Genomic DNA, 23682 nt, shown 5'->3' on the forward strand with positions numbered 1-23682 from the left:
GAGCGTGGCGGCGCGGTTCGCCTATGCCTCGGCGCTGGCGCGGCGGGGCGACCGGGTCGAGGCGGCCGAGCTGACGCGCGCCGCACTGGAAAGCTATCGCCGGTCGCCCTGGCATCAGGAAGGCACGGCGGCGTTCCTGTCGGTGTCCTATGGCTGGCTGGTCTGGGGCAACGGCAACCCCGAGCTGGCCCAAAGCATCATCGCTCAGGCCTATGCCAGCCGCGACCCGGACACCTGGGGGCCGCTGTATTGGTCCGAAGTCTGCTTTGCCCAGGCCTTTGTGCGCAGCTATCAGGGGCGGCTGGACGAGGCGCGCGCGGTGATCGAAGAGGCGCTGGGACAGGCCGACATGATGGCACGGCTGACGCCCGCCAACGCTGCGCGCCTGCACACCCAGCACGCCGACATTCTGGCGCAACTGGGGCTGACCGATCTGGCCGCTGCCGCCTATGACCGGGCGGTGGCCGTGGTGCCCTATCCTGAATATCAAAGCGGGCAGACCATGGCCGACGCTTTGCGCAAGCGCGCCAGTTTCTTTCACGATCAGGCGCAGCCGCAGGCGGCCTATCTGGATATGGCGCAGTCGAACGACCTGTGGTTCGACCGCTATGACCGCTATGCCAGCGGCGGCGCCGACGTGGCCCGCCAGCCGGCCGAGGACCGTTTGCGCGCGGTCGACGAGGCGGTCTTTGGCTGGGTGCTCAGCCGGTCGCTGGCCGAAGTTCAACCGCAGCAAGAATAATGGCGCAGCGGGGGCCAAAGGTAAGGAATACCTGACGGTGTTTGTCATAAAAAATGTCTGGAAAACGTACGGTTACGCGGGCATGATCCAATCAATTACCCAACCCTTACCACGTTTTGACCGAAAGGAATTCCACACATGACACGTACCAAACTTCTCTCGATGGTCAGCGCCGCCGCACTGGCGTTGGCCCCGATCACCGCGCTGGCGCAGGACAAGTCCGGCGAGAACGTCCAGCCCACCGAACCCACCGCCGAGGTGAGCGCCGTGGGTAAGGTCGCGCTGGCGCAGGATCTGTTTGCCCACGCGCAGGAAAGCAAGAACGCCGTTGCCGCGCTGGCTGCCGCGCAGATCATGCAGGGCGTTGACGCCAAGGATGTCGAGCGCGAGAAAACCACCTCGGACAACGAAGACATGGCCGGCGTGACCGAAGAAGCCGACGGTGCCGACGCGCCGATGGACGCCGAGGCGATGCTGACCGCCGCGCTGGAATACGCGGGCGGTGACCCTGCCGTGACCGGTCTGATCGAAGACGCCCAGGCCGAAGGATCGCGGGGCCGCATCGGTGGCGCGTCGCGCACCCTGTCGCGTCTGCCTGCGGGCAAGATCGACCTGTTCAAGGTGCCCTTCTACGGTGGCCGCTTTGCCGAACTGGCGGTCGTGGGTGACGGCGACGCCAACCTTGACCTGCTGGTCACCGACGAAAACGGCAACACCATCTGTCTGGACAAGACCTATACCGACAAGATCTATTGTTCGTTCACGCCGGCTTGGGACGGATATTTCCTTGTTGCGGTGGCCAACCAGGGCCGCAAGCGCAACAGCTATTACATCCTGACCAACTGAGGCAGGGCGTGACAGCCCGCACCATATCGGGGCGCGCAGGGGTGATCCTGTGCGCCCTTTTTCTTTTGTGTTCGGGGGGTCTGTGTACGGGGGTTCTGGCGCAGGGTGCGCCCACCCGCGACAGCATCCGCGACGATGTGTTCGTGACGATGCAGCGGGCCACGTCCAGCGTGGCGGGGGCGGCGCTGCAACAGGCGGCGTTGCGGCAACAGGCGGGCAATGCGGCGCTGGCGGGATTGTTGCGCCAGCGCAGTGACCTGACCGATCTGGCCGATGCCGAACAGGGCGCGCTGGCCGCAGCCGTCGGCGCGCGCGGTGCCGCCGCCGAGGCCGAGGTGGAGCGCGTGCGCGTCAGCCTGGCCCGCATCCGCGCGCAGATCGCCGCACTGGACGCGCAGATCGAGGCGGGGTTTCCGGCGTTCCGCGAACTGACCAACCCGCGCCCGATGACCGTGACCGAAGTGCAGCAAACCCTGCACCCCGGCGAGGTGATGATCGTCACGCTGGCCGCAGATTTCGACGTGTTCGTCTGGGCCATTTCGGCCACGGCGGCGGACTGGCACGCGGCCAACTTTGAACAGGGTGCGCTTGTGGCGCAGATCAGCCTGCTGCGGCGGATGCTGGACGTGACGACGCAGAACCGGTCAGCGGCGGCGCTGGACGACGCGCCCAGCATCGGGGCCTCGGCGGACGGGTTCGACCGTGCGGTGGCGCATGGGCTGTATCAAAAGCTGTTGGGCCCGCTGGCGGCGGAGATCGACGGGGCGGATCATTTGATCGTGGTGCCCGACGGGCCGCTGACGGCGCTGCCCTTTGGTCTGCTGGTGGCCAGCCCTCCCAGCGGTGACGACGCCGACCCGCAGGCGCTGCGCGACACCGACTGGCTGATCGGGCGGGCGGCGATGACGGTTTTGCCCAATGTCTCAAGCCTGCGGGCGCTGCGGCGCAAGGTGGACAAGACGGATCTGGGTGGCCCGCGCCGTCCCTTCGTGGGCTTTGGCGATCCGGTGTTCGCCTATGCCGACAGCGATGCGCCCACGGGGCTGGTGACGGACGGTGCCTATGTCAGTCGCGGTGTGTTCGAGCAGGTCAGCGCGGTGGCCGGGCTGGCCCCGCTGCCCGGCACCGCGCGCGAATTGCGGCGGCTGGCGCAGTTGACGGGGGCCGTGGCGGGCGATGTGTTTCTGGGCCGTGCCGCCACCGAAACGGCGGTGCGGGGGGCGGATTTGCGCGATGTGGACATCGTCGCCTTTGCCACCCACGGGCTGCTGGCGGGCGAGCTGTCGGGGCTGGCCGAACCGGCGCTGGTGTTCACCCCGCCCGACGCGCCGGGGCCCCAGGACGACGCGCTGCTGACCGCGACCGAGGCGGCGGGGCTGAAGCTGTCGGCGCAGTTGATCATCCTGTCGGCGTGCAACACCGCGTCGGGTGACGGCACGCCGGGGGCCGAGGGGCTGTCGGGTCTGGCGCGGTCGTTCATCTATGCGGGGGCGCGGTCGATCCTGGTGTCGCACTGGCCGGTGGACGATTACGCGACCTCGGTTCTGACGACGGGCATGGTGGCCGAGATGCAGGCGGGCACCGCGCGCAGCGATGCCTTGCGTCGGTCGATGCTGCGGCTGATGCGGGACGATCCAGAGGTGAAATACGCGCACCCCCGCTATTGGGCGCCGTTTGTGCTGGTGGGGGACGGGTAGGGGGGGTGAGGTGGCGCAGCTTGTGCCGAGCGCAGCGACCGGACGTTATGAGCCCATTGCGGTCACACCGTTGCATTGATATTTCGACCCAATGGATTTGCGAAGCTGTGTTCCCCAGGACAAATTCGACCTGGCTGCGATCGCCCGCGCGAGAGCAGCGGGATTTCCCGCCATCAATCCGATTTTGCCTGAGTTGCTGGAATGGCTGCAGGACATAAACTGGCCGGTGGCGGATCAGACGGTTGAGCTTCTCTCCGGCTCTGGCCCTGAGATTGTACCACATATCCGAAGAGTGCTCGTGTCCGACGATTCTGTATGGAAATACTGGGTCTTGAGCAGGCTTTGCGGCAGGCTTTCACCAGTGGACCTGGTTCAATTGATACCCGATATCGCTCGGTTAGCAGACCGGCCCTCTGATGAAGACGTGTCTGAGGAAGTTGATGTGGAAGCGAGAGCGCTCTTGGCCACATTGTGAGATCGGATGCCAATCGCAACTCCGTCCGCTTGTCTGACCTTCACGCGGGTTGCAGCGAAGGTCTGGAAAGAGGCCACTTTGACAAATGCTGCGAATTGCACGAATGTCCGCTATAATGAGACCTTCCAAAAACCTCCAACAACCACTTAGGTTTTGAACGGGGTTTTTGGTAGCGTCAATCGGAGTGGTTTTGGCTTGTTCCAAAAAGGAGGGTTTTTGGAAGGGGATTTTGGTCTGGCATTCGCCTAGTCGTAGCTCTCACCTTCATCGCCTACAATCTGGGCTCCAAGCTGAGAAGCTAACGCACGCATCACTGATCTTTGGTGACTATGAAAAGTATCAAAGTCACGGGAAGCTCGGGTCGTAATTCTCCCTTCAAACCACCTAAATGCTGGGAACCAAACTTGACTTCCAACGTCGTATAGCTCTGCAACGCCTTGCAATTGTGGGTTGGATATCTGTTCGCCCGTAGTGGGATTAGTAAGAACGATGGGAACAGCATCCCCCAGCCGAACGTTTTCAGAATTATCTACTGTCTTCACCCATTCCTCTAAACTGATAGGCTGATCATTCGTTCGTCTGATATGGATTTCGTAAGCCATTGTTACCCCAGTTGTGGTTCTTTCAGACAGATTAACGTATTCAACTCACGAGCTCTTGCAAGGTATAATCGAGCTTGAAGTCGACCTTCGCCGCCCCACAGCAGACCGTTCAAAAAGGACCAATTTTGGAACGCTGCTGAAGGCGGCCGTTCGCGCGACCGCAGCGAAGGCTCACTTTGTCCGCATAGCGGACCTTGGTACGGGTTGCAGCGAAGGTCTGGTTCGGGTCGGCATGGCTTGCCGCCGCGATTCAGGGAAACCGGAACTTAGAGTCGCTTTGGCATGGCATCCGACGCCTTGAGGTGGCGCAGTTTGTCGGGGTTGCGGGTGACATAGATTGCCCGGATCAGCCCGTTCTCGATGTCCAGCGCCGTGGTCTGAAGCTGGCCGTCGCTTTCGCGGCTGATGCAGCCGGGCAGCCCGTTGATGTGCGTGAGTGCAATCAGCGTCGAGCCGTTGTCGCGGAAGTGATCGGCAAAGCCCGCGTGGGCCTGTACCACCGCGTCGCGGCCAAGGACCGGCTGGAGGGCCGTGGGGCGCTGGCCGCCGCCGTCCGCGTGCAGGCTGATGTCTTCGGCAAGCAGCGTGCGCAGTGCGGCCATGTCGCCCGTGCGGGAGGCTGCAAAGAAGGCGGCGGCGATCTGTTGGCCGCGTGTCGCGTCGACGCTGAACCGGGCGTTGTCCTGTTGCACGTTCTGCCGCGCGCGGGCGGCCAGCTGGCGGGCGGCGGCGGGGGTGCGGTCGATGATGCCCGAAACCTCGTCAAAGGGAAGCCCGAACACGTCGTGCAACAAAAAGGCCGCGCGTTCGAGCGGTGATAGGCGCTCCAGCGCCAGCATCAGCATCAGGGTGATGTCCTCGGACGGGTCCGTGATAACCGGATCGGGCAGCCATTCGCCCAAGTATACCTCGCGGCGGCGGGCGGTGGTGCGGTGCACATCCAGACACAGGCGGGTGACGATGCGGCGCAGATAGGCGGGCGGGGACTGGACCGACGCGGGGTCAACCGCCTGCCAGCGCAAGAACGCGGTTTGCACCACGTCCTCGGCATCGGCGACCGATCCCAGCATCCGGTAGGCCAGTTTGACCAGCCCCGGCCGCGCGCTGTCAAAGCTGTGGGCGGGGTCGGTCATGGGGTCAGAGCCTATGCGGCGGGTTTCAGCCATTGCACATCCAGCTGCGTGATCTTCGGGTCACCCGCCAGGTAAGGGCGGGATCGGGCGAGGTATTCCAGATAGGACGGATGGTTCAGGAACGCCTGCGCCGCAGTTTGCGAACTGTAGGCTTGAAAGGCAATGACCACATCCGCGTCCTGACCGAAGGAATAGGCATAGCTGATGTGGTCGGGATTGGCGGCGATGGCGGGTTGCATCAGCGCGTCCCAGGTCTTGCGCAGGGCGTCGCGTTTGCCGGGCAGGGTGCGGTGTTCGATAATCAGGCCGTACATGGTGTCTCCTCATGCGGTTGCGCCGGGTGTGTCCCGGCATATGAGTAAGACGTGTGAAACGGACGGGATGTGACATGGCGGGCGGAAAAAGACCCTAGGCCAGCGGTTTCGACAGCCCGTCCACCACCAGATTGCGCAGGCGTTGGGCCAGGGGGCTGAGCATTGCGGATTTGCGCTGAATCAGGTGATAGGGCGAAATCACCATCGGTTCCCTGACCGCAATCGCCTGAATCCCGCCCACGGCCGAGCTGCGGACCAGGTCGCCGACCTCGCTTGAGACGGGCGAGATCAGGTCCGAGGTTTGCAGATAGGCGATCATCACCAACAGCGATGTGGTGGTGACCACGTCGTCGGGCAGGGGGACGGTGTGGGCGATAAACGCCTCTTCCACGGCGCGGCGCATGGGGGTGCCGGTGGCCTGCGCGACCCAGCCGTATCCGGCCAGATCGGTGATCGACGGGCGCGCGATGCGGGTCAGGGGGTGGCCGGACCGCACCAGGAATTCGGCGGTTTCATTGCGCCATTCCATGATGTCGAAGGCGCGCGGGTCCAGATCGGTGGGCACGCGGGCCAGCACAAAGTCGTATTCGCCGTCCAGCATCCCCTGCATCAGCGTGTCGCTGGGGCCGACGCCGACATAGACCTCGGCGCCCTCGACGTCCTGTTTCAGCCGCTGGATCGCGGGCACCACATAGGCGATGGCCGCCCCCGTCACCGACCCCACGCGCACCGTGCCGGTGCGGCCCGCGCCAAAGGCGGTGACCTCGTCCACGGTGTCGGCCAGCCCGCGCAGCAAGGCGCCCGCGTGGCGGATCAGCACATGGGCGATGTCGGTGGGCACCATCCCCTTGGGCGTGCGGGCGAACAGCGGCTGGCCCACCATCGCCTCGACCTCGGCCAGCATCCGCGAGGCGGCGGGCTGGGTGATGGACAGGCGGTCGGCGGCCACGGACAACTGCCCGTGTTCGTCAATGGCATGGATCAGCCGCAGGTGACGCCATTGCAGGCGGGATGTCAGGTCTTGCATCGTTCAGACATTCCAATTTCGTTATGCCAATGTCAACTTATGTAATTTGATCGCTATGTCATGCCGGTGATACCGTGACACCGGACGCAGAAAAATGTCCATCATTTTGTCCCGCATGCGGGACCTGGCCAACCCAACTGCGGCGCGGTCAGCTTTTGGGAGGAAGACATGAACAAACTTATTTCGGGGCTTAGCGCCCTTGCGCTTGGCGTGGGTCTGTTGACCGCGCCTGCACTGGCTCAGGACAAGGGCACGATTGGCATTGCGATGCCGACCAAATCCTCGGCCCGCTGGATTTCTGACGGCAATTCGATGGTCGAACAGTTCGAGGCGGCAGGCTATACCGTTGACCTGCAATATGCCGAAGACGACATTCCCAACCAGTTGGCCCAGATCGAAAACATGATCACCAAGGGTGTTGACGTGCTGGTGATTGCCGCGATTGACGGCACCACCCTGTCGAATGCGCTGGAGAACGCGCATTTTGCCGACATCAAGACGATTGCCTATGACCGGCTGATCCGCGACAGCGAATATGTCGATTATTACGCGACCTTCGACAACTTCAAGGTCGGCGTGCAACAGGCCAGCTCCATCGTGGACGGGCTGAAGGAACGGTTCCCCGATGTCAGCCCCTGGAACGTCGAGCTGTTCGGCGGGTCGCCCGACGACAACAACGCCTATTTCTTCTACAACGGTGCCATGTCGGTGCTGCAACCGCTGATCGACGATGGCACCATCAACATCGTGTCCGGTCAGCAGGGCATGGACACGGTCGGCACCCTGCGGTGGGACGGTGCGGTGGCACAGGCGCGCATGGATAACCTGTTGTCGGCGCATTACACCGATCAGGTCGTGCATGGTGTGCTCAGCCCCTATGACGGGCTTTCGATTGGTATCCTGAGCTCGCTCAAGGGTGTGGGATATGGGTCGGGCGATCTGGCGATGCCCATCGTGTCCGGTCAGGATGCGGAATTGCAGTCGATCAAGTCGATCATCGCGGGCGAACAGTATTCGACCGTGTTCAAGGACACCCGCGAACTGGCCCGCGTGACGGTTGGTATGGTCGATGCGCTGCTGCAAGGCGGCGCGCCTGAGATCAACGACACCGAGACCTATGACAACGGCGTCAAGGTTGTGCCGTCCTATCTGCTGGAGCCTGTGTCGGTGGATGCCAGCAACTACCAGACGATCGTGATCGATTCTGGTTACCACTCCAAAGACGATCTGTAAGACCGGATCGCGATTGCAAAATCGCCTGCCCCGCGTGCCGTGAAAGGCCGCAGGGGCAGGTCGCAGGAATGGGGGCAGGGCAATGACAACTCTTCTGGAAATGCGCGACATCACCAAGACCTTTCCGGGGGTCAAGGCGCTGGACAATGTGAACCTGAAGGTGGCCGAGGGCGAGATTCACGCGCTGGTCGGGGAAAACGGCGCGGGCAAGTCCACGCTGATGAAGGTGCTGTCGGGGGTCTATCCGCAGGGCACCTATGACGGGGATATTCATTATGACGGACAGGTCGCGCGCTTTGGCGGGATCGCGGACAGCGAGGCGCTGGGGATCATCATCATCCACCAGGAGCTGGCGCTGGTGCCGTTGCTGTCGATTGCGGAAAACCTGTTTGTCGGCAACGAATGTGCCAGCAAGGGCGTGATGAACTGGCCCGAAACCTTCCGGCGCACCGAGGCGCTGTTGAAAAAGGTCGGGCTGAAAGAGGCCCCCGCGACGCCGGTGGACCGGCTGGGTGTGGGCAAGCAGCAATTGGTCGAAATCGCCAAGGCGCTGTCCAAGGATGTGCGGTTGCTGATCCTGGACGAACCCACCGCCGCGCTGTCGGAATCGGACAGTCAGGCGTTGCTGGACCTGTTGCTGGAGCTGAAGGCCGAGGGGGTCACGTCGATCATCATCAGCCACAAGCTGAACGAGGTGCGCCGCGTGGCTGACACCATCACGGTGATCCGCGACGGCGCGACGGTGTCGACGCTGGATGCAGCGACGGAAGAGATTACCGAGGACCGCATCGTGCGCGACATGGTGGGGCGCGACATGTCGCAACGCTATCCCGAACGGGTGCGGCGCGCGGGGGACATGCTGATGGAGGTTCAGGGCTGGAACGTCTGGCACCCCGAACACGCCACGCGGCAGATGATCAAGGACATCAGCTTTCACGTGCGCGCGGGCGAGGTCGTGGGCATTGCCGGGCTGATGGGCGCCGGGCGCACCGAGCTGGCGATGAGCCTGTTCGGCCGCAGCTACGGGCAGAACATCAGCGGCACGGTCAAGCTGAAGGGGCAAGTGGTGGACACGTCCACCGTGGCGGCGGCGATCCGCAGCGGGCTGGCCTATGTCACCGAGGACCGCAAGGAGCTGGGGCTGGTGCTGGAAGACACGATCCAGCGCAACATCACGCTGGCCAACCTAGCGGACGTGTCCCGTTCCGGCGTCATCAACGAGGCCGAGGAAACCCGGGTGGCGGAACGCTATCGCAAGGCGATGAACATCCGCACACCCAGCGTGTTCCAGCAGGTGATGAACCTGTCGGGCGGCAACCAGCAAAAGGTGGTTCTGTCGAAATGGCTGTTCGCGGGGCCGGAGGTTCTGATCCTGGACGAACCCACACGTGGCATCGACGTGGGTGCCAAGTTCGAGATTTACGGGATTATCAACGAGCTGTCGGCGCAGGGCAAAGGGGTGGTCATGATCAGTTCCGAAATGCCCGAGCTGCTGGGCATGAGCGACCGCATTTACGTCATGAACGAGGGGCGGTTTGTCGGAGAGCTGGACGCCTCCGAGGCCAGTCAGGAACGCATCATGTCGTTCATCGTCACAGATTAAGGGAGCGGCAGAATGACCGATACCAACACCGGCGAAACCGCCACACAACCGAATATGGGGGCCTATCTGCTGGGCCATTTGCGCGACTACGGGCTGTTGTTCGCCCTGATCGCGATCATGCTGTTCTTTCAGGTGGTGACCGACGGCACGCTGCTGAAACCGGTGAACATCACCAACCTGTTTTTGCAGAACAGCTATATCATCATCATGGCCTTGGGGATGCTGATCGTCATCGTCGGCGGGCACATCGACCTGTCGGTGGGCTCTGTCATGGGCTTTGTCGGGGCGCTGGCGGCTGTGATGATCGTCAATCTGGACGTGCCGGTGGCCATTACCATACCTGTCTGTCTGGTGGTTGGCGGGCTGATCGGGGCGGCGCAGGGGTACTGGGTGGCCTATTGGAACATCCCCAGTTTCATCGTGACGCTGGCGGGGATGTTGGTGTTTCGCGGGCTGTCGCTGTGGCTGCTTGAGGGGCAATCGGTGGGGCCGTTCCCGCGGTCGTTCCAGTTGCTGTCAACGGGGTTCATTCCCGATGTGTTCGGCGTGGGGCGGCCCAATGCCACGGCGCTGGCCGTTGGCGTGATTGCCGCCTGTGCCATCGTTTACCTTGGGATGCGCAAACGCGCGCGCAACATGGCCTACGGGATCGAGGACGAGCCGGTCAGCTTTTTCGTGGTGCGCAATGCGATTGTGGCGGGGGCGCTGTTGTTCGTGATTTACAAGCTGTCCACGTTCCGGGGCTTGCCCAACGTGCTGGTGACCATGGGGCTGCTGACCATCGTTTACGCGTTCATCACCGAACAGACGACCATCGGGCGGCGGGTCTATGCGCTGGGGGGGAATGTGAAGGCGGCGAAACTGTCGGGCATCCCGACCGAGCGGCTGACCTTCCTGACCTTCGTCAACATGGGCGTGCTGGCGGCGCTGGCCGGTCTGATCTTTGCCGCGCGGCTGAACACGGCGACGCCCAAGGCGGGCTTTGCCGTCGAGCTGGACGTGATCGCGGCGGTGTTCATCGGCGGTGCGTCGATGTCCGGCGGTGTCGGCAAGATTGTCGGTGCGGTGATCGGGGCGTTCATCATGGGCGTGATGAACAACGGCATGTCGATCATGGGCATCGGCATTGATTACCAGCAGGTGATCAAGGGTCTGGTGCTGCTCGCTGCCGTGATCTTTGACGTCTACAACAAACAGAAACAACGCTAAGGGGCATCCGAGAATGACGTTTCAACCCGCCGCATGGCCCCGCAAACTGCGCTCGCAGGAATGGTTCGGGGGCGACAGCCGTGACCATATTTACCACCGCAGCTGGATGAAGAACCAGGGGCTGCCGGCCGATCTGTTTGACGGGCGGCCCGTGATCGGGATCTGCAACACCTGGTCGCAACTGACGCCCTGCAACGCGCATCTGCGCGATCTGGCCGAGCGGGTGAAGCACGGGATTTACGAGGCGGGGGGGCTGCCGCTGGAATTCCCGGTGTTCTCGACCGGCGAAAGCGCGCTGCGGCCCACGGCGATGATGTACCGCAATCTGGCGGCGATGGACGTGGAAGAGGCCCTGCGCGCCAACCCGCTGGATGGTGTGGTGCTGCTGTGCGGCTGTGACAAGACAACGCCCGCGCTGCTGATGGGCGCGGCGTCGGTTGATCTGCCGGCGATCATGGTGTCGGGCGGGCCGATGATGAACGGCTGGTTCCGGGGCGAGCGGGTCGGGTCGGGCACGGCGCTGTGGCAGATGTCCGAGGACATCAAGGCGGGCAAGATGTCGCGCGAGGATTTTCTGGAAGCCGAGCAGGCGATGAGCCGCAGCCCCGGATCGTGCAACACCATGGGCACCGCGTCGTCGATGGCCAGCATGGTCGAGGCCTTGGGCATGGCGCTGTCGGGCAATGCCGCCATCCCCGCCGTGGACAGCCGCCGCCGTGTCATGAGCCATGTGACCGGCCGGCGCATCGTGCAGATGGTCAAGGACGATCTGAAACCGTCCGACGTGCTGACGCCCGAGGCGTTCCAGAACGCGATCCGCACCAATGGCGCGATTGGCGGGTCGACCAATGCGGTCATTCACCTGATGGCGATTGCGGGGCGTGTGGGCATTGATCTGACGCTGGACGATTGGGACACCTTCGGGCGCGACGTGCCGACGATTGTGAACCTGATGCCGTCGGGCAAATACCTGATGGAAGAGTTCTTTTATGCCGGCGGTCTGCCCGTGGTGATCAAGCGGCTGGGCGAGGCGGGATTGCTGAACCGCGATGCGCTGACCGTGTCGGGTGACACTGCCTGGGATCAGGTCAAGGATGCGGTGAACCACAACGAGGACGTGATCCGCCCCGCAGGCGAGCCGCTGGCGAAACAGGGCGGCATCGCCGTGCTGCGCGGCAATCTGGCACCCAAGGGCGCGGTGCTGAAACCGTCCGCCGCCAGCCCGCATTTGCTGACCCATCGGGGCCGTGCCGTGGTGTTCGAGGACATCGACGACTACAAGGCGCGGATCAACGATGACGATCTGGACATTGATGAAACCTGTGTGATGGTGCTGAAAATGTGCGGCCCGCGCGGCTATCCCGGCATGTCCGAGGTGGGGAACATGGGCCTGCCGCCGAAGGTGCTGAAAAAGGGCATCACCGATATGGTGCGGATTTCCGATGCGCGGATGTCGGGCACCGCCTATGGCACCGTGATCCTGCACACCAGCCCCGAGGCGGCAGCGGGCGGGCCGCTGGCCATCGTGCAGAACGGCGACATGATCGAGCTGGACATGCCCAACCGGCGGCTGCATCTGGACGTGCCCGACGCCGAGATCGCGCGGCGGCTGGCGGCGTGGGAAAACCCCGTTGTGCCGCCCGCCAGCGGCTACGCGCGGCTGTTCCATGACCATGTGCAGGGGGCCGATACGGGGGCGGATTTCGATTTCCTTGTCGGCTGTCGGGGCAATGCCGTGCCGCGGGATTCGCACTGATGGCGGGGCAGGGTTTGGCCATCGTTGGCGTGGGCAAGATCGCCCGCGACCAGCATATTCCGTCGATTGCGGCGACGCCTGCGTTCACCTTGCAGGCCACCGCCAGCCGCAATGCGGGGGTCGAGGGCGTGGCGCGGTATGACCGGCTGGAGGATCTGCTGGCGGCGCATCCCGAGATTTCCTGTGTGTCCTTATGTACGCCGCCGCAGGTACGCTACGCCGATGCGCGGGCGGCGCTGCTGGCGGGGCGGCATGTGATGCTGGAGAAGCCGCCGGGGGCGACGTTAAGCGAGGTGCACGACCTGATCGCATTGGCCCGCGCGCAGGGCGTGGCGCTGTTTGCCACGTGGCATTCGCGCCATGCCGCCAGCGTTCAGGCGGCGCGGGACTGGTTGCAGGGCAAGGACATAACCCGCGTCGAAGTCATCTGGAAAGAGGACGTGCGCCGCTGGCATCCCGGGCAGGACTGGATCTGGCAGGCGGGGGGCTTGGGTGTGTTCGATCCCGGCATCAACGCGCTGTCGGTGCTGTCCGAGATTTACCCGCGTGCGGTGCATCTGACGGGAGCCGAGCTGTATTTCCCCGCCAACCGTGACACGCCGATTGCTGCCGACCTGACGTTCCACGACCCCGGCGGCGCGGATATGACTGCCGCGTTCGACTGGCGCCAGACCGGGCCGCAGACGTGGGACATTCGCATCGAAACGGCCCAAGGCAATGCCACGCTGAGCGATGGCGGCGCGCGGCTGGTGGTGGACGGCACGCAGGTCAGCGCCGGACCCGATCACGAATACCGCGCGCTTTACGCCCGCTTTGCCGAAGCTGTCGCGGCGCGAGAGATCGACGTGGACCTGCGCCCGATGATCCATGTGTCGGACGCCTTCACATTGGGCCGCAGACAGGCGGTTGACGCCTTTGACTGGTAAGCCCCGAGACATTTGAACACCCGAAAGGACGACGCTTTGACACAGACTTTGACAGGCATTTTGCCGGTGGCCCCCACCCCGTTTCTGGACGACGGACAGGTTGACGAAGACGGCATGCGCCGCGTGCTGGATTGCCTGATTGATATGGGCGTGGATGCGATTTGCATCCTTGCCAACTATTCCGAACAGTTCCTGCTGTCCGACGCCGAACGCGCCACGCTGATGCGGATCAGCCTGGAACACGTGGCCGGCCGTGTGCCGGTGATCGTGACGATCAGCCATTTTTCCACCGACATCGTGGTGGCCCGCGCCAAGGCGGCGCAGGTCATGGGCGCGTCGATGGTGATGATGATGCCGCCCTATCACGGGTCGGGCCTGTTCCCTGCCGAGGCGGGGGTGTTCGAACATTTCGACGCGGTCAGCCGCGCCATTTCGATCCCGATCATGGTGCAGGACGCGCCGCTAAGCGGTGTGACCCTGCCGGTGCCGCTGCTGGCGCGGATGGCGCGCGAGCTGGAGAATGTCAGTTATTTCAAGATCGAATGCCCCTTTGCCGCCGACAAGCTGGCCGCATTGATCGCGGCGGCAGGCGACCACATCGCGGGGCCGTTTGACGGCGAAGAGGCGGTGACGCTGCTGGCGGATCTGGATGCGGGGGCGACGGGGACCATGACCTCGGGGCTGTTTCCCGAACACATCCGGCCCATCGTCACCAGCTATCTGGCAGGCGACCACGACGCGGCGCTGAAACAGTGGCAGGTGTGTCTGCCGTTGATCAACCACGAAAACCGCCAGTGCGGGCTGCGCGCCTGCAAGACGGTTTACGCGGCGGGCGGGGTCATTCGCAGCGACCATGTGCGCCATCCGCTGAAACCGCTGTCGGAGCGGACCCGCACGCGGCTGCTGCAACTGGCCGGTGACATGGACCTGATCGCGCTGAAATGGGGGAAATAGCGGGCTGATCCCGCCAGACGAGTTGCATTCGGGCGGGAAATCAGGCTCTTGAAGGGTCAGGTTTCCCGGCCAAAGGTGCACCAGACGATGAATTTCCAGCCGACCCGCCTGCCCGAGGTGATCCTGCTGACGCCGCGCCGTTTTGGCGACGCGCGCGGCTGGTTCACCGAGACGTGGAACAAGCGCACGCTGGCGCAGGGCGGGATTGCGGCGGAGTTCGTGCAGGACAATCATTCGATGTCGGCGGATGTGGGCACGCTGCGCGGCCTGCATTATCAGGCCCCGCCCCACGCGCAGGACAAGCTGGTGCGTTGCACCCGTGGCGCGATCTGGGACGTGGCGGTGGACGTGCGGCGCGGGTCGCCGCGCTATGGCCAGTGGGTTGGCGTGGACCTGACCGCCGAGGGTGGCGAACAGTTGTTCGTGCCCAAGGGGTTCCTGCACGGGTTCGTCACCCGCACGCCCGATTGCGAGGTGCAGTACAAGTGCACCGATTACTATGCGCCGGACGCCGACGGGTCGGTCGCGTGGGACAGTCTGGGCATCGACTGGGGGCTGGATGGCGCGCCGGTGCTGTCGGACAAGGACCGCGCGGCACCTGCCTTTGGCGACTGGACCTCGCCCTTTCACATGGAGGGGGCGGCGTGAAGATATTGGTCACAGGCGGTGCGGGGTTCATCGGGTCTGCCGTGGTGCGCCGTGCCGTGGGGCTGGGGCACGCGGTGGTGAATGTCGATGCGCTGACCTATGCCGCCTGTCTGGAGAATGTGGCATCGGTGGCCGACAGCCCGCTGTACCGGTTCGAGCAGGCCGACATCCGCGACCGCGCGGCGCTGGACCGGATATTTGCCGCCCACCAGCCCGATGCGGTGATGCATCTGGCCGCGGAAAGCCACGTGGACCGGTCGATTGACGGGCCGGCGGATTTTATCGAGACGAACATCACCGGCACCTTCAATATGTTAGAGGCAGCACGGCAGTATTGGGTTGCCCATGGGCAACCTGCCGGCTTTCGCTTTCACCACATCTCGACCGATGAAGTATACGGATCGCTGGGCGCGGTGGGGCTGTTCACCGAAGATACGCCTTATGACCCACGATCGCCCTATTCCGCGTCCAAGGCGTCGTCGGATCATCTGGTGCGGGCCTGGGGGGAAACCTATGGTCTGCCGGTGCTGGTGACCAACTGTTCCAACAATTACGGCCCCTATCATTTCCCCGAAAAGCTGATCCCGGTGGTGATCCTGCGGGCGCTGGCGGGCGAGGCTATTCCGGTTTACGGCGACGGGCTGAACGTGCGCGACTGGCTGTTTGTCGAGGATCACGCCGACGCGTTGCTGTGTGTGCTGGGGCAGGGGGCGGTGGGCCGGACCTATAACATCGGTGGCGAGAACGAGGCGACGAATATTGATCTGGTGCGCATGATCTGTGCCGAGCTGGACAGGCTCCGCCCCGATGCCGCGCCGCACGCCGACCTGATCACATTTGTCACCGACCGCCCCGGACACGACCGCCGCTATGCCATCGACCCCACGCGCATCCGCACCGAACTGGGCTGGCGGCCGTCGGTCACGCTGCAACAGGGGATCGCGCGGACGGTGCGGTGGTATCTGGACAATGCGGACTGGTGGCAACCGCTGCTGGCGCGCGACGGTGTGGGCATGCGGCTGGGCACAGCCACAGGAAAGGCAGCGACATGAAACGCAAGGGCATCATTCTGGCGGGCGGGTCTGGCACGCGGCTGTATCCGATCACCATGGGCCTGTCGAAGCAGCTTATCCCGGTCTATGACAAGCCGATGATCTACTACCCGCTGAGCGTGCTGATTTTGGCCGGTGTGACCGAGATTGCGATCATCACCACGCCCGAGGATCAGGACCAGTTCAGGCGGCTGCTGGGGGATGGCAGCCAATGGGGGCTGCGGTTCGAATACATCGTGCAGCCGTCGCCGGACGGGCTGGCGCAGGCCTATCTGCTGGCCGAGGGGTTTCTGGCCGGTGCGCCGTCGGTTCTGGTGCTGGGCGACAACATCTTTTTCGGTCATGGGTTGCCCGAGCAGTTGCAGGCGGCGGATGCGCAGGCGCAGGGGGGGACGGTGTTCGGTTACCGCGTGTCCGACCCCGAGCGGTACGGCGTGGTCGGGTTTGACGCGCAGGGGCGTGTGCAGCAGATCGTGGAAAAGCCGCAGGTGCCGCCGTCGAATTACGCGGTCACGGGGCTGTATTTTCTGGACGGGCGCGCGCCGGAGCTGGCCAAGCAGGTGCAGCCGTCGGCGCGTGGGGAGCTGGAGATTGCAGACCTGTTGTCGCTGTATCTGGCCGAGGGCAGCCTGACCGTCGAGACGATGGGGCGCGGCTATGCCTGGCTGGACACCGGCACCCATGCCAGCCTGCTGGACGCCAGCAATTTCGTGCGCACGCTGACCATGCGGCAGGGGCAACAGGTGGGATCGCCGGACGAGGTGGCGTACCGCATGGGTCTGATCACCCGCGACGCGCTGCGCGCGCGGGCGGCGGCCTTTGCCAAGAACGCTTACGGGCAATACCTGCTGGACATCTGCGACGAGGATTAGGGGCCACTTCGGCGGGGTGTCACGCGGCGTCACGACCGCGCCGCGCGGGTCGCTGTGCGTTGAACCGTTGGGTCATCTGGGATATTTGTGGCCCGACAGCATTACGGGGCCGCATTGCCGACCTCTGCCGCCCGGACATCACGCCACACTGCGCCCCCGTTGACGGCTCAGCATCAGGGGGCAGCCCCCCGACGAAACACGAAAGGACCTTGCCTTGCTCGACGCTTCGCAATTCGACGACTATAGCAATCTGGACATCGCGGTGCGCGACAACGGTGTGGTGATTGTCACGCTGGACCGCGCCGACAAGCGCAATGCGCTGGACGTGGCGACCATTGACGAGCTGGTGCGGTTCTTCAGCTCGGCCCATCGCAATGGTGTGCGGGCGGTGGTGCTGGCCGGGGCGGGGGACCATTTTTGCGCCGGTCTGGACCTGATCGAACATTGGAAGGCCGACCGCAGCCCCGACGAATTCATGCACGTCTGCCTGCGCTGGCACGAGGCGTTCAACAAGATGGAATACGGCGGCGTGCCGGTGATTGCGGCGTTGCAGGGGGCGGTTGTCGGCGGCGGGCTTGAGCTGGCCAGTGCGGCGCATGTGCGGGTTGCGGACGCGACCACCTATTTCGCCCTGCCCGAAGGCCAGCGCGGCATTTTCACCGGCGGTGGTGCGACGATCCGGGTCAGCGATCTGATCGGCAAGGCGCGGATGATCGACATGGTTCTGACGGGCCGCGTCTATCAGGGGCAAGAGGCGGTGGATCTGGGGCTGGCGCAATATCTGGTCGAGGGGTCCAGTCTGGACAAGGCGATCGCGCTTGCGGACAAGACGGCGGCGAACCTGCCGCTGACCAACTTTGCGATTTGTTCGGCCATCAGCCACATCCGCAATATGTCGGCGATGGACGGGGCCTATGCCGAATCCGTGGTGGCGGGGATGGTGAACACGCAACCGGCAGCGCGCGCGCGGCTGGAGGCGTTCGCCGACAAGACCGGCGCGCGGGTGCGTCCCGAAAGCTGATGGTTTAGCGCGCAGAGGCCTTTCCGCATTCCCCCGCGCGGAACAAGGCCGCAGGCCGCCGCGCATCGACGGGCCGCCCCACGGCACGGCGATTTGGTTGCTGTTGCGCGGAACAGATAGGTCGGATGTGCTTGGCTGCCATTAAGTGGCAGTAACTGTGGTCTGATCGCCGCACCTCGGCCCGTCGATGCGCGGCTTTGCCCCGCCAGCCGCGGCCTTCACAGCACCCTTTGCAGCCCTTCCTGCACCTTCAGCAGCGCGGGCAGATAGGTGTCGCGCAGCGCGGTCGGGGTGGCGTGCAGGCTGGCCATGCCGATGTTCAGCGCCGCGACCACGCGGCCCTTGGCGTCCATGATCGGCACCGCCAGCGACCGCAGGCCCAGCTCGACCTCCTGGTCGATCACGGCAAAACCCTGTGCGCGCACGCGGGCGATCTCGGCCATGATGTCGGCGGGGTCGTGCAGGGCGTGGACCGTGCGCGGTGTCAGGTCCGAGGCGTCGATCACCGCCTGCGCCTGTTGCTCGGGCAGGGCGGCCAGCAACACGCGGCCCATCGATGTGCAATGGGCGGGCAGGCGCGATCCGGGCATCAGTCCGATGGACATCACCCGCCGCTGTGCCGCGCGGGCAAGGTAGACGATTTCGGTGTCGTCCAGCATCGACACGGAACACGACTGCCCGATCTGGTCTGACAACTGGTCCAGCCACGGCTGCACGATCTGCGGCAGGGGCAGCGCGGCCAGCGCCCCCATGCCCAGCCGCAACACCCGTGGCGTCAGGCTGAAATATTTCCCGTCATAGGCCGCATAGCCGATGTGGTGCAGGGTCAGCAGGCACCGCCGCGCCGACGCGCGGTCCTGTCCGGTCAGCGCCGCCACTTCGGCAATCGACAGGCGGGGCCGGTCGCTGCCAAAGCATTCCAGCACCTGAAGCCCCTTGGCCAGTGATCCGATGATGTCTGTTTTGTTCGCCATGCGCACCGATCTTATCGGGATGTGAACAAGTTTCAATATACGAACGAAAACCCTTGCCCGATGCCCCTTGATCCCTGACATCACATTCAGAGGATCAAACCGGGGGATGACGATGGACAAGACAGTGACCACCGCAGCGCAGGCTGTGGCTGACATACCGGACGGGGCATGCGTGATGATCGGCGGCTTTGGCGGGTCGGGCGCGCCGATCGAGCTGATCCATGCGCTGATCGACGCGGGCCCGAAAAACCTGACCGTTGTGAACAACAATGCGGGCAACGGGCATGTGGGGCTGGCGGCGCTGATCGAACAGGGGCAGGTGGCGAAGATAATCTGCTCTTTCCCGCGCTCGGCCGATGCAAAGGTGTTTACCGATCTGTATCTGGCGGGCGGCATCGAGCTGGAGATTGTCCCGCAGGGCACATTGGCCGAACGCATGCGCGCGGCCGGTGCGGGGATACCGGCGTTTTACACGCCCACCAGCTATGGCACCGATCTGGCGACGGGCAAGCCGGTGGCCGAATTCGACGGGCGCATGTATGTGCAGGAACGCGCGCTAAAGGCCGACTTTGCGCTGATCAAGGCGCAGCAGGGCGACCTGATGGGCAACCTGACGTATCGCATGGCGGCGCGCAACTTTAACCCCGTGATGGCGACGGCGGCGGCGGTGACCATCGCGCAGGTGTCGCATGTGGTGGCCCCCGGCGATCTGGACCCTGAAAACGTGGTCACACCGGGGATTTTCGTCAACCGCGTGGTCCATGTTCCCAACCCCCAGCAGGAAGAAGTCCTGAACCGGCAAGAGGCGGTGTACCCATGAGCGTTGATCTGAACGACATCCAACTGAGCAACGCGCAAATCGCATGGCGGGCGGCGCAGGACATTGAAGACGGGGCTTATGTCAACCTTGGCATCGGCTTTCCCGAGATGGTGGCCAAGTTTCAGCCCGAGGGCCGCGAAGCGGTGTTTCACACCGAGAACGGCGTGCTGGGCTTTGGCCGTGCGCCGGATGCGGGGGACGAGGACTGGGATCTGATCAACGCGGGCAAAAAGGCGATCACGCTGAACCCCGGTGCCGCGTTTTTCCACCACGCCGACAGCTTTGCGATGGTGCGCGGCGGGCATCTGGACGTGGCGATTTTGGGCGCCTACCAGATTGCGCAGAACGGCGATCTGGCGAACTGGTCCACCGGGCGCGGTGGCGTGCCTGCGGTGGGCGGTGCGATGGATCTGGTCCACGGGGCCAAGCGGGTGGCGGTGATCACCGATCACGTCACCAAAAAGGGCGACCCGAAGCTGGTCGAGACCTGCACCATGCCGCTGACCGGCGTGGGTTGTGTGACGCGGGTGTATACGTCGCTGTGCGTGGTGGACGTGACGGGCGGGCGGTTCGTGCTGCGCGAAAAGCTGGCGGCAGTGTCGCTGGAGGATCTGCAATCGGTGACGGGGGCGGAATTGCACCGTGACGGGGATGTGGGTGATTTGGTGGTGCCTGAGTTGTAGGGGGGGGGTCACGCGAACCGTAACCAATTGTAATAAGTGACTTTTATTCTGTCCACCAAAGCCCGGAGTCAAGGTGCGTAGCACCGCCGGGCAGCGCCCGACCGCCCGTCACGCCGGAGGCGTGCCTAAGACAATCGGCGCACCTTTGGTGCGACGGGCGGGCGCTTCCTCACCGTATTGCACCTCTTCACCCACACGCCAAAGATTAGACATAAAGTGGCATGAACCACGGTTACGGCGCCCACCCGCGGTCGGGCGCTGCCCTTTGTGGTCAGGTGAACCCCGCAAGCCGGTTCTTGCAGATCGCAATCATCGCCGCCGCGCGCTGTGCGATGTCGCGGTCGATGACGGACAGGACACCCCCCCGCGCTGTCCGCGCGAGGGGCCTGAACGCGTCTTAGAAGAACCCCAGCTTGTTGGGGTTGTAGCTGACCAGCAGGTTCTTGGTCTGCTGATAGTGGTCCAGCATCATCTTGTGGTTTTCGCGCCCGATGCCCGACTGTTTGTAGCCGCCAAAGGCCGCGTGGGCGGGGTAGGCGTGGTAGTTGTTCACCCAGACCCGGCCCGCCTGAATCGCGCGGCCGACGCGGTAGCAGGTGTTCATGTCGCGCGACCACACGCCGGCGCCCAGCCCGTACATGGTGTCATTGGCAATCGCCAGGGCTTCGGCCTCGTCCTTGAAGGTGGTGACGGACACCACGGGGCCAAAGATTTCCTCCTGGAACACGCGCATCTTGTTGTGGCCCTTCAGGATGGTCGGCTGGATGTAGTTGCCGCCCGCCAATTCGCCGGTGAACGCGGCCGCCGCGCCGCCGATCAGCACCTCGGCGCCCTCTTCGCGGCCGATGGTGAAATAGGACAGGATCTTGTCCTGCTGCGCCTTGCTGGCCTGTGCGCCGACCATGGTTTCGGGGTTGCGCGGGTCGCCGTGTTTGATCGCTTTGACCCGTGCGATGACGCGTTCCATGAAGGCGTCGTAGATGTCTTCTTGCACCAGCGCACGCGACGGGCAGGTGCAGACCTCGCCCTGGTTAAAGGCAAACAGAACGAACCCTTCGACCGCCTTGTCCAGAAACGCGTCGTCTTCGCGCATGATGTCGGCAAAGAACAGGTTGGGGCTTTTGCCGCCCAGTTCCAGCGTCACGGGGATCAGGTTTTCGGTGGCGGCTTTCATGATCGTGCGGCCCGTCGCGGTCGATCCGGTAAAGGCGATCTTGGCGATGCGTTTGGACGTGGCCAGCGCCGCGCCGACCTCGGCGCCGTAGCCGTTGACGATGTTCAGCACACCGGCGGGCAGGATGTCGGCGATGATCTCGGCCAGCACCATGATCGCGGCGGGGGTCTGTTCGGCGGGTTTCATCACCACGCAGTTGCCGGCGGCCAACGCGGGGGCCAGTTTCCACGCGGCCATCAGGATGGAAAAGTTCCACGGGATGATCTGGCCGACCACGCCCAGCGGTTCGTGATAGTGATAGGCGACGGTGTCGGCGTCGATCTCGCTCATGGACCCTTCCTGCCCGCGCAGCACGCTGGAAAAATAGCGGAAGTGGTCGGCGGACAGCGGAATGTCGGCGGCCATGGTTTCGCGGATCGGCTTGCCGTTGTCCCATGTTTCGGCCTGCGCCAGCAGGTCAAGGTTGGCGTCGATCGCGTCGGCGATTTTCAGCAGCAGGTTGGCGCGTTCGGTGGCCGATGTCTTGCCCCACGCATCCTTGGCCGCGTGGGCCGCGTCCAGCGCCAGTTCGACGTCGGCGGCGTCCGAGCGGGCGCAATCGTTGATCTTGTCGCCGGTGATCGGCGTAACGTTTTCGAAATAGCGCCCGTTGACGGGGGCGACAAAGGTGCCGCCGATGAAGTTTTCGTAACGGGTTTTGAACGGCGATGTGTAGGTGCCGGTTTCGGTATGTGCGAGATCTTTCATCTGTGTTTCCTCCTGAGACTACCGGGTCTCCCTCCCGGATTGCTCTATAGCTGACGACATGCACGGCTGCCGTCATCAGGCGGAAATCGAAAGTTGGGCAAAACTGTCTCAGCAATGAGACAGGGGGGTTCAGGTTTCGTCGAGCCCCAGCCGTTTGAGCCGCCGGTACAGGGTGGCGCGGCCCACGCCAAGCTGGCGCGCGGCCTGCGAGACGTTGCCACCGGCGCGTGCCAGGGCGCGTTTGACCGCGTCGCGTTCGGCGCGCTCGAACCCGGTCGGGCCGTCCTCGCGCCCCAGCACATCGGCGGCGGGGCGGGCGACCAGCGGGCCGGTGCCTGCCATGCCAAACAACGTGCGCGCGGCGCGGGTGGCCCCGACCACAAGGTCGCTGTCGTCCACCGCCAGCAGCGTGGCGCCGTCGGCGTCGTCGCCTGCGCTGATGATCCGCGCGGGCGTATAGGTGTTGCGAAAGTTGGCTTCCTCGATGGCGCGGGCGGTCTGGGCCACCTGTGCGCTGATCAGCCGGTTGAACGCTTCGGTCTGGTCGGCGCGGGCCGAGGACACGTCCAGCGCCCCGATGATCGCGCCATCGGCCCCGTAGATCGGCGCGTCGATACAGCTCATCGCGGTGTTGCGCGACAGGAAATGGTCGCCCTGATGGATGATGACGCGCCGCCGTTCGGTCAGGCAGGTGCCGATGCCGTTGGTGCCCTCGCGTTCCTCGCTCCAGTCGGCACCGGTGCACAGGCCCCAGTTTTCAAAAGCTGCGGTGTCGGCGTCGGAAATGCGCTGGTCCAGCACCACGCCGTCCTTGTCGGTCAGCAACACGGCAAAGCCGGACTGCCCGACCAGGGTGTAAAGTGCATCAAGGCGCGGGGCGGCCAGCATCATGAACGTGTCCAGCGCCGCGCGCCGGTGGTTCAGTTCCGTTTGTTCGATGCGTTCGGGGGCGCGGTGTTCGTCGGGGTTCAGCCCGTGCTTTTGCACCGAGCGGTGCCAGCTTGCCGCGATCTGCGAACGCGCGGCTGCCGACGACGACTGTGTCGCTTGCAGGACCTTGTCGGCATGGGACGGCGCGCGGGACATTGCGGACCTTTGACGGTTGCGGGTGCGCGCAGCCTACAGGCGATGGGGCCGCGCGCGCAACAGTCTTGGGTTTGGGGGGGTAAAGTGA

General features: G+C 64.3%; 23 protein-coding genes. 16 read left to right on the forward strand and 7 right to left on the reverse strand.

What is annotated here, in order from left to right; genetic code table 11:
- The 4 genes from AAC077_RS16840 to AAC077_RS16855 all read left to right on the forward strand — a co-directional run.
- Nucleotides 1-742, forward strand: a 742-nt coding sequence (locus AAC077_RS16840) for a hypothetical protein (RefSeq protein ID WP_339771937.1), incomplete at its 5' end; no start/stop codon positions are given.
- Nucleotides 743-880: 138 nt separating this feature from the next.
- Nucleotides 881-1588 (forward strand): hypothetical protein, encoded by a 708-nt coding sequence (locus AAC077_RS16845; protein ID WP_339771939.1) that lies wholly within the window; start codon nucleotides 881-883, stop codon nucleotides 1586-1588.
- Between the two features lie 8 nt (nucleotides 1589-1596).
- Entirely contained in the window at nucleotides 1597-3285 is a 1689-nt protein-coding gene (locus AAC077_RS16850; RefSeq protein ID WP_339771942.1) for a CHAT domain-containing protein, read from the forward strand.
- 91 nt (nucleotides 3286-3376) lie between these two features.
- Entirely contained in the window at nucleotides 3377-3760 is a 384-nt protein-coding gene (locus tag AAC077_RS16855; protein ID WP_339771944.1) for a DUF5071 domain-containing protein, read from the forward strand.
- Nucleotides 3761-4005: 245 nt separating this feature from the next.
- Here AAC077_RS16855 and AAC077_RS16860 read toward each other — a convergent pair whose 3' ends face one another.
- From AAC077_RS16860 to AAC077_RS16875, 4 genes are all read right to left on the reverse strand, one after another.
- Nucleotides 4006-4362, reverse strand: a complete 357-nt coding sequence (locus AAC077_RS16860) for a hypothetical protein (protein ID WP_339771946.1) — start codon at nucleotides 4360-4362, stop codon at nucleotides 4006-4008.
- 266 nt (nucleotides 4363-4628) lie between these two features.
- Nucleotides 4629-5495: an RNA polymerase sigma factor SigJ gene (sigJ, locus tag AAC077_RS16865; protein ID WP_339771948.1), complete on the reverse strand. Its 867-nt coding sequence runs from the start codon at nucleotides 5493-5495 to the stop codon at nucleotides 4629-4631.
- An 11-nt stretch (nucleotides 5496-5506) separates the two neighbouring features.
- Complete coding sequence (locus AAC077_RS16870) at nucleotides 5507-5809, reverse strand: antibiotic biosynthesis monooxygenase (RefSeq protein WP_339771951.1); 303 nt, start codon at nucleotides 5807-5809, stop codon at nucleotides 5507-5509.
- 94 nt (nucleotides 5810-5903) lie between these two features.
- Nucleotides 5904-6836 carry a LysR family transcriptional regulator gene (locus AAC077_RS16875; protein WP_339771954.1) on the reverse strand — a complete coding sequence of 311 codons (933 nt, stop codon included), beginning with the start codon at nucleotides 6834-6836 and terminating at the stop codon, nucleotides 5904-5906.
- A gap of 168 nt (nucleotides 6837-7004) precedes the next feature.
- Between AAC077_RS16875 and chvE the strand changes: the two genes are divergently transcribed.
- The 10 genes from chvE to dmdD all read left to right on the forward strand — a co-directional run bounded on the left by chvE (nucleotide 7005) and on the right by dmdD (nucleotide 18110).
- Complete coding sequence (gene chvE, locus AAC077_RS16880; protein WP_339771956.1) at nucleotides 7005-8069, forward strand: multiple monosaccharide ABC transporter substrate-binding protein; 1065 nt, start codon at nucleotides 7005-7007, stop codon at nucleotides 8067-8069.
- An 82-nt stretch (nucleotides 8070-8151) separates the two neighbouring features.
- A complete protein-coding gene (gene mmsA / locus AAC077_RS16885; RefSeq protein ID WP_339771958.1) occupies nucleotides 8152-9672 on the forward strand; it encodes a multiple monosaccharide ABC transporter ATP-binding protein in 1521 nt (506 codons plus the stop codon).
- 12 nt (nucleotides 9673-9684) lie between these two features.
- Nucleotides 9685-10881 (forward strand): multiple monosaccharide ABC transporter permease, encoded by a 1197-nt coding sequence (gene mmsB / locus AAC077_RS16890; protein ID WP_339771960.1) that lies wholly within the window; start codon nucleotides 9685-9687, stop codon nucleotides 10879-10881.
- A 13-nt stretch (nucleotides 10882-10894) separates the two neighbouring features.
- Nucleotides 10895-12637 carry an L-arabinonate dehydratase gene (gene araD / locus AAC077_RS16895; RefSeq protein ID WP_339771964.1) on the forward strand — a complete coding sequence of 581 codons (1743 nt, stop codon included), beginning with the start codon at nucleotides 10895-10897 and terminating at the stop codon, nucleotides 12635-12637.
- Entirely contained in the window at nucleotides 12637-13563 is a 927-nt protein-coding gene (locus AAC077_RS16900; RefSeq protein WP_339771967.1) for a Gfo/Idh/MocA family oxidoreductase, read from the forward strand. The genes araD and AAC077_RS16900 overlap by 1 nt, the downstream gene beginning before the upstream one ends.
- Before the next feature lie 36 nt (nucleotides 13564-13599).
- Nucleotides 13600-14517: a dihydrodipicolinate synthase family protein gene (locus AAC077_RS16905; RefSeq protein ID WP_339771970.1), complete on the forward strand. Its 918-nt coding sequence runs from the start codon at nucleotides 13600-13602 to the stop codon at nucleotides 14515-14517.
- An 87-nt stretch (nucleotides 14518-14604) separates the two neighbouring features.
- Nucleotides 14605-15165, forward strand: a complete 561-nt coding sequence (gene rfbC / locus AAC077_RS16910) for a dTDP-4-dehydrorhamnose 3,5-epimerase (RefSeq protein WP_339771973.1) — start codon at nucleotides 14605-14607, stop codon at nucleotides 15163-15165.
- The gene (gene rfbB / locus AAC077_RS16915) at nucleotides 15162-16217 is read left to right on the forward strand and encodes a dTDP-glucose 4,6-dehydratase (RefSeq protein WP_339771976.1); all 1056 of its coding nucleotides are present in this window, start codon (nucleotides 15162-15164) and stop codon (nucleotides 16215-16217) included. Before rfbC ends, rfbB begins: the two co-directional genes overlap by 4 nt.
- Nucleotides 16214-17089, forward strand: coding sequence for a glucose-1-phosphate thymidylyltransferase RfbA (gene rfbA / locus AAC077_RS16920; RefSeq protein WP_339771978.1), 876 nt, complete (start codon nucleotides 16214-16216; stop codon nucleotides 17087-17089). Before rfbB ends, rfbA begins: the two co-directional genes overlap by 4 nt.
- Before the next feature lie 214 nt (nucleotides 17090-17303).
- Nucleotides 17304-18110, forward strand: a complete 807-nt coding sequence (gene dmdD, locus AAC077_RS16925) for a methylthioacryloyl-CoA hydratase (RefSeq protein WP_339771981.1) — start codon at nucleotides 17304-17306, stop codon at nucleotides 18108-18110.
- Nucleotides 18111-18328: 218 nt separating this feature from the next.
- Here the strand turns inward: dmdD and AAC077_RS16930 are convergent, their stop codons facing one another.
- Nucleotides 18329-19084 carry an IclR family transcriptional regulator C-terminal domain-containing protein gene (locus AAC077_RS16930; RefSeq protein ID WP_339771984.1) on the reverse strand — a complete coding sequence of 252 codons (756 nt, stop codon included), beginning with the start codon at nucleotides 19082-19084 and terminating at the stop codon, nucleotides 18329-18331.
- A gap of 112 nt (nucleotides 19085-19196) precedes the next feature.
- Between AAC077_RS16930 and AAC077_RS16935 the strand changes: the two genes are divergently transcribed.
- A complete protein-coding gene (locus AAC077_RS16935; protein ID WP_339771987.1) occupies nucleotides 19197-19904 on the forward strand; it encodes a 3-oxoacid CoA-transferase subunit A in 708 nt (235 codons plus the stop codon).
- On the forward strand, nucleotides 19901-20587 hold the full coding sequence (locus AAC077_RS16940; RefSeq protein WP_339771990.1) for a 3-oxoacid CoA-transferase subunit B: 687 nt from the start codon (nucleotides 19901-19903) through the stop codon (nucleotides 20585-20587). Before AAC077_RS16935 ends, AAC077_RS16940 begins: the two co-directional genes overlap by 4 nt.
- A gap of 397 nt (nucleotides 20588-20984) precedes the next feature.
- Here the strand turns inward: AAC077_RS16940 and AAC077_RS16945 are convergent, their stop codons facing one another.
- Together AAC077_RS16945 and AAC077_RS16950 are read right to left on the reverse strand one after the other, a co-directional pair.
- Nucleotides 20985-22508 carry an aldehyde dehydrogenase family protein gene (locus tag AAC077_RS16945; protein ID WP_339771992.1) on the reverse strand — a complete coding sequence of 508 codons (1524 nt, stop codon included), beginning with the start codon at nucleotides 22506-22508 and terminating at the stop codon, nucleotides 20985-20987.
- Between the two features lie 129 nt (nucleotides 22509-22637).
- Nucleotides 22638-23594: a helix-turn-helix domain-containing protein gene (locus tag AAC077_RS16950; RefSeq protein ID WP_339771994.1), complete on the reverse strand. Its 957-nt coding sequence runs from the start codon at nucleotides 23592-23594 to the stop codon at nucleotides 22638-22640.
- Nucleotides 23595-23682: the final 88 nt, after the last annotated feature.

Source organism: uncultured Pseudosulfitobacter sp., assembly GCF_963976325.1.
GTDB lineage: Bacteria > Pseudomonadota > Alphaproteobacteria > Rhodobacterales > Rhodobacteraceae > Pseudosulfitobacter.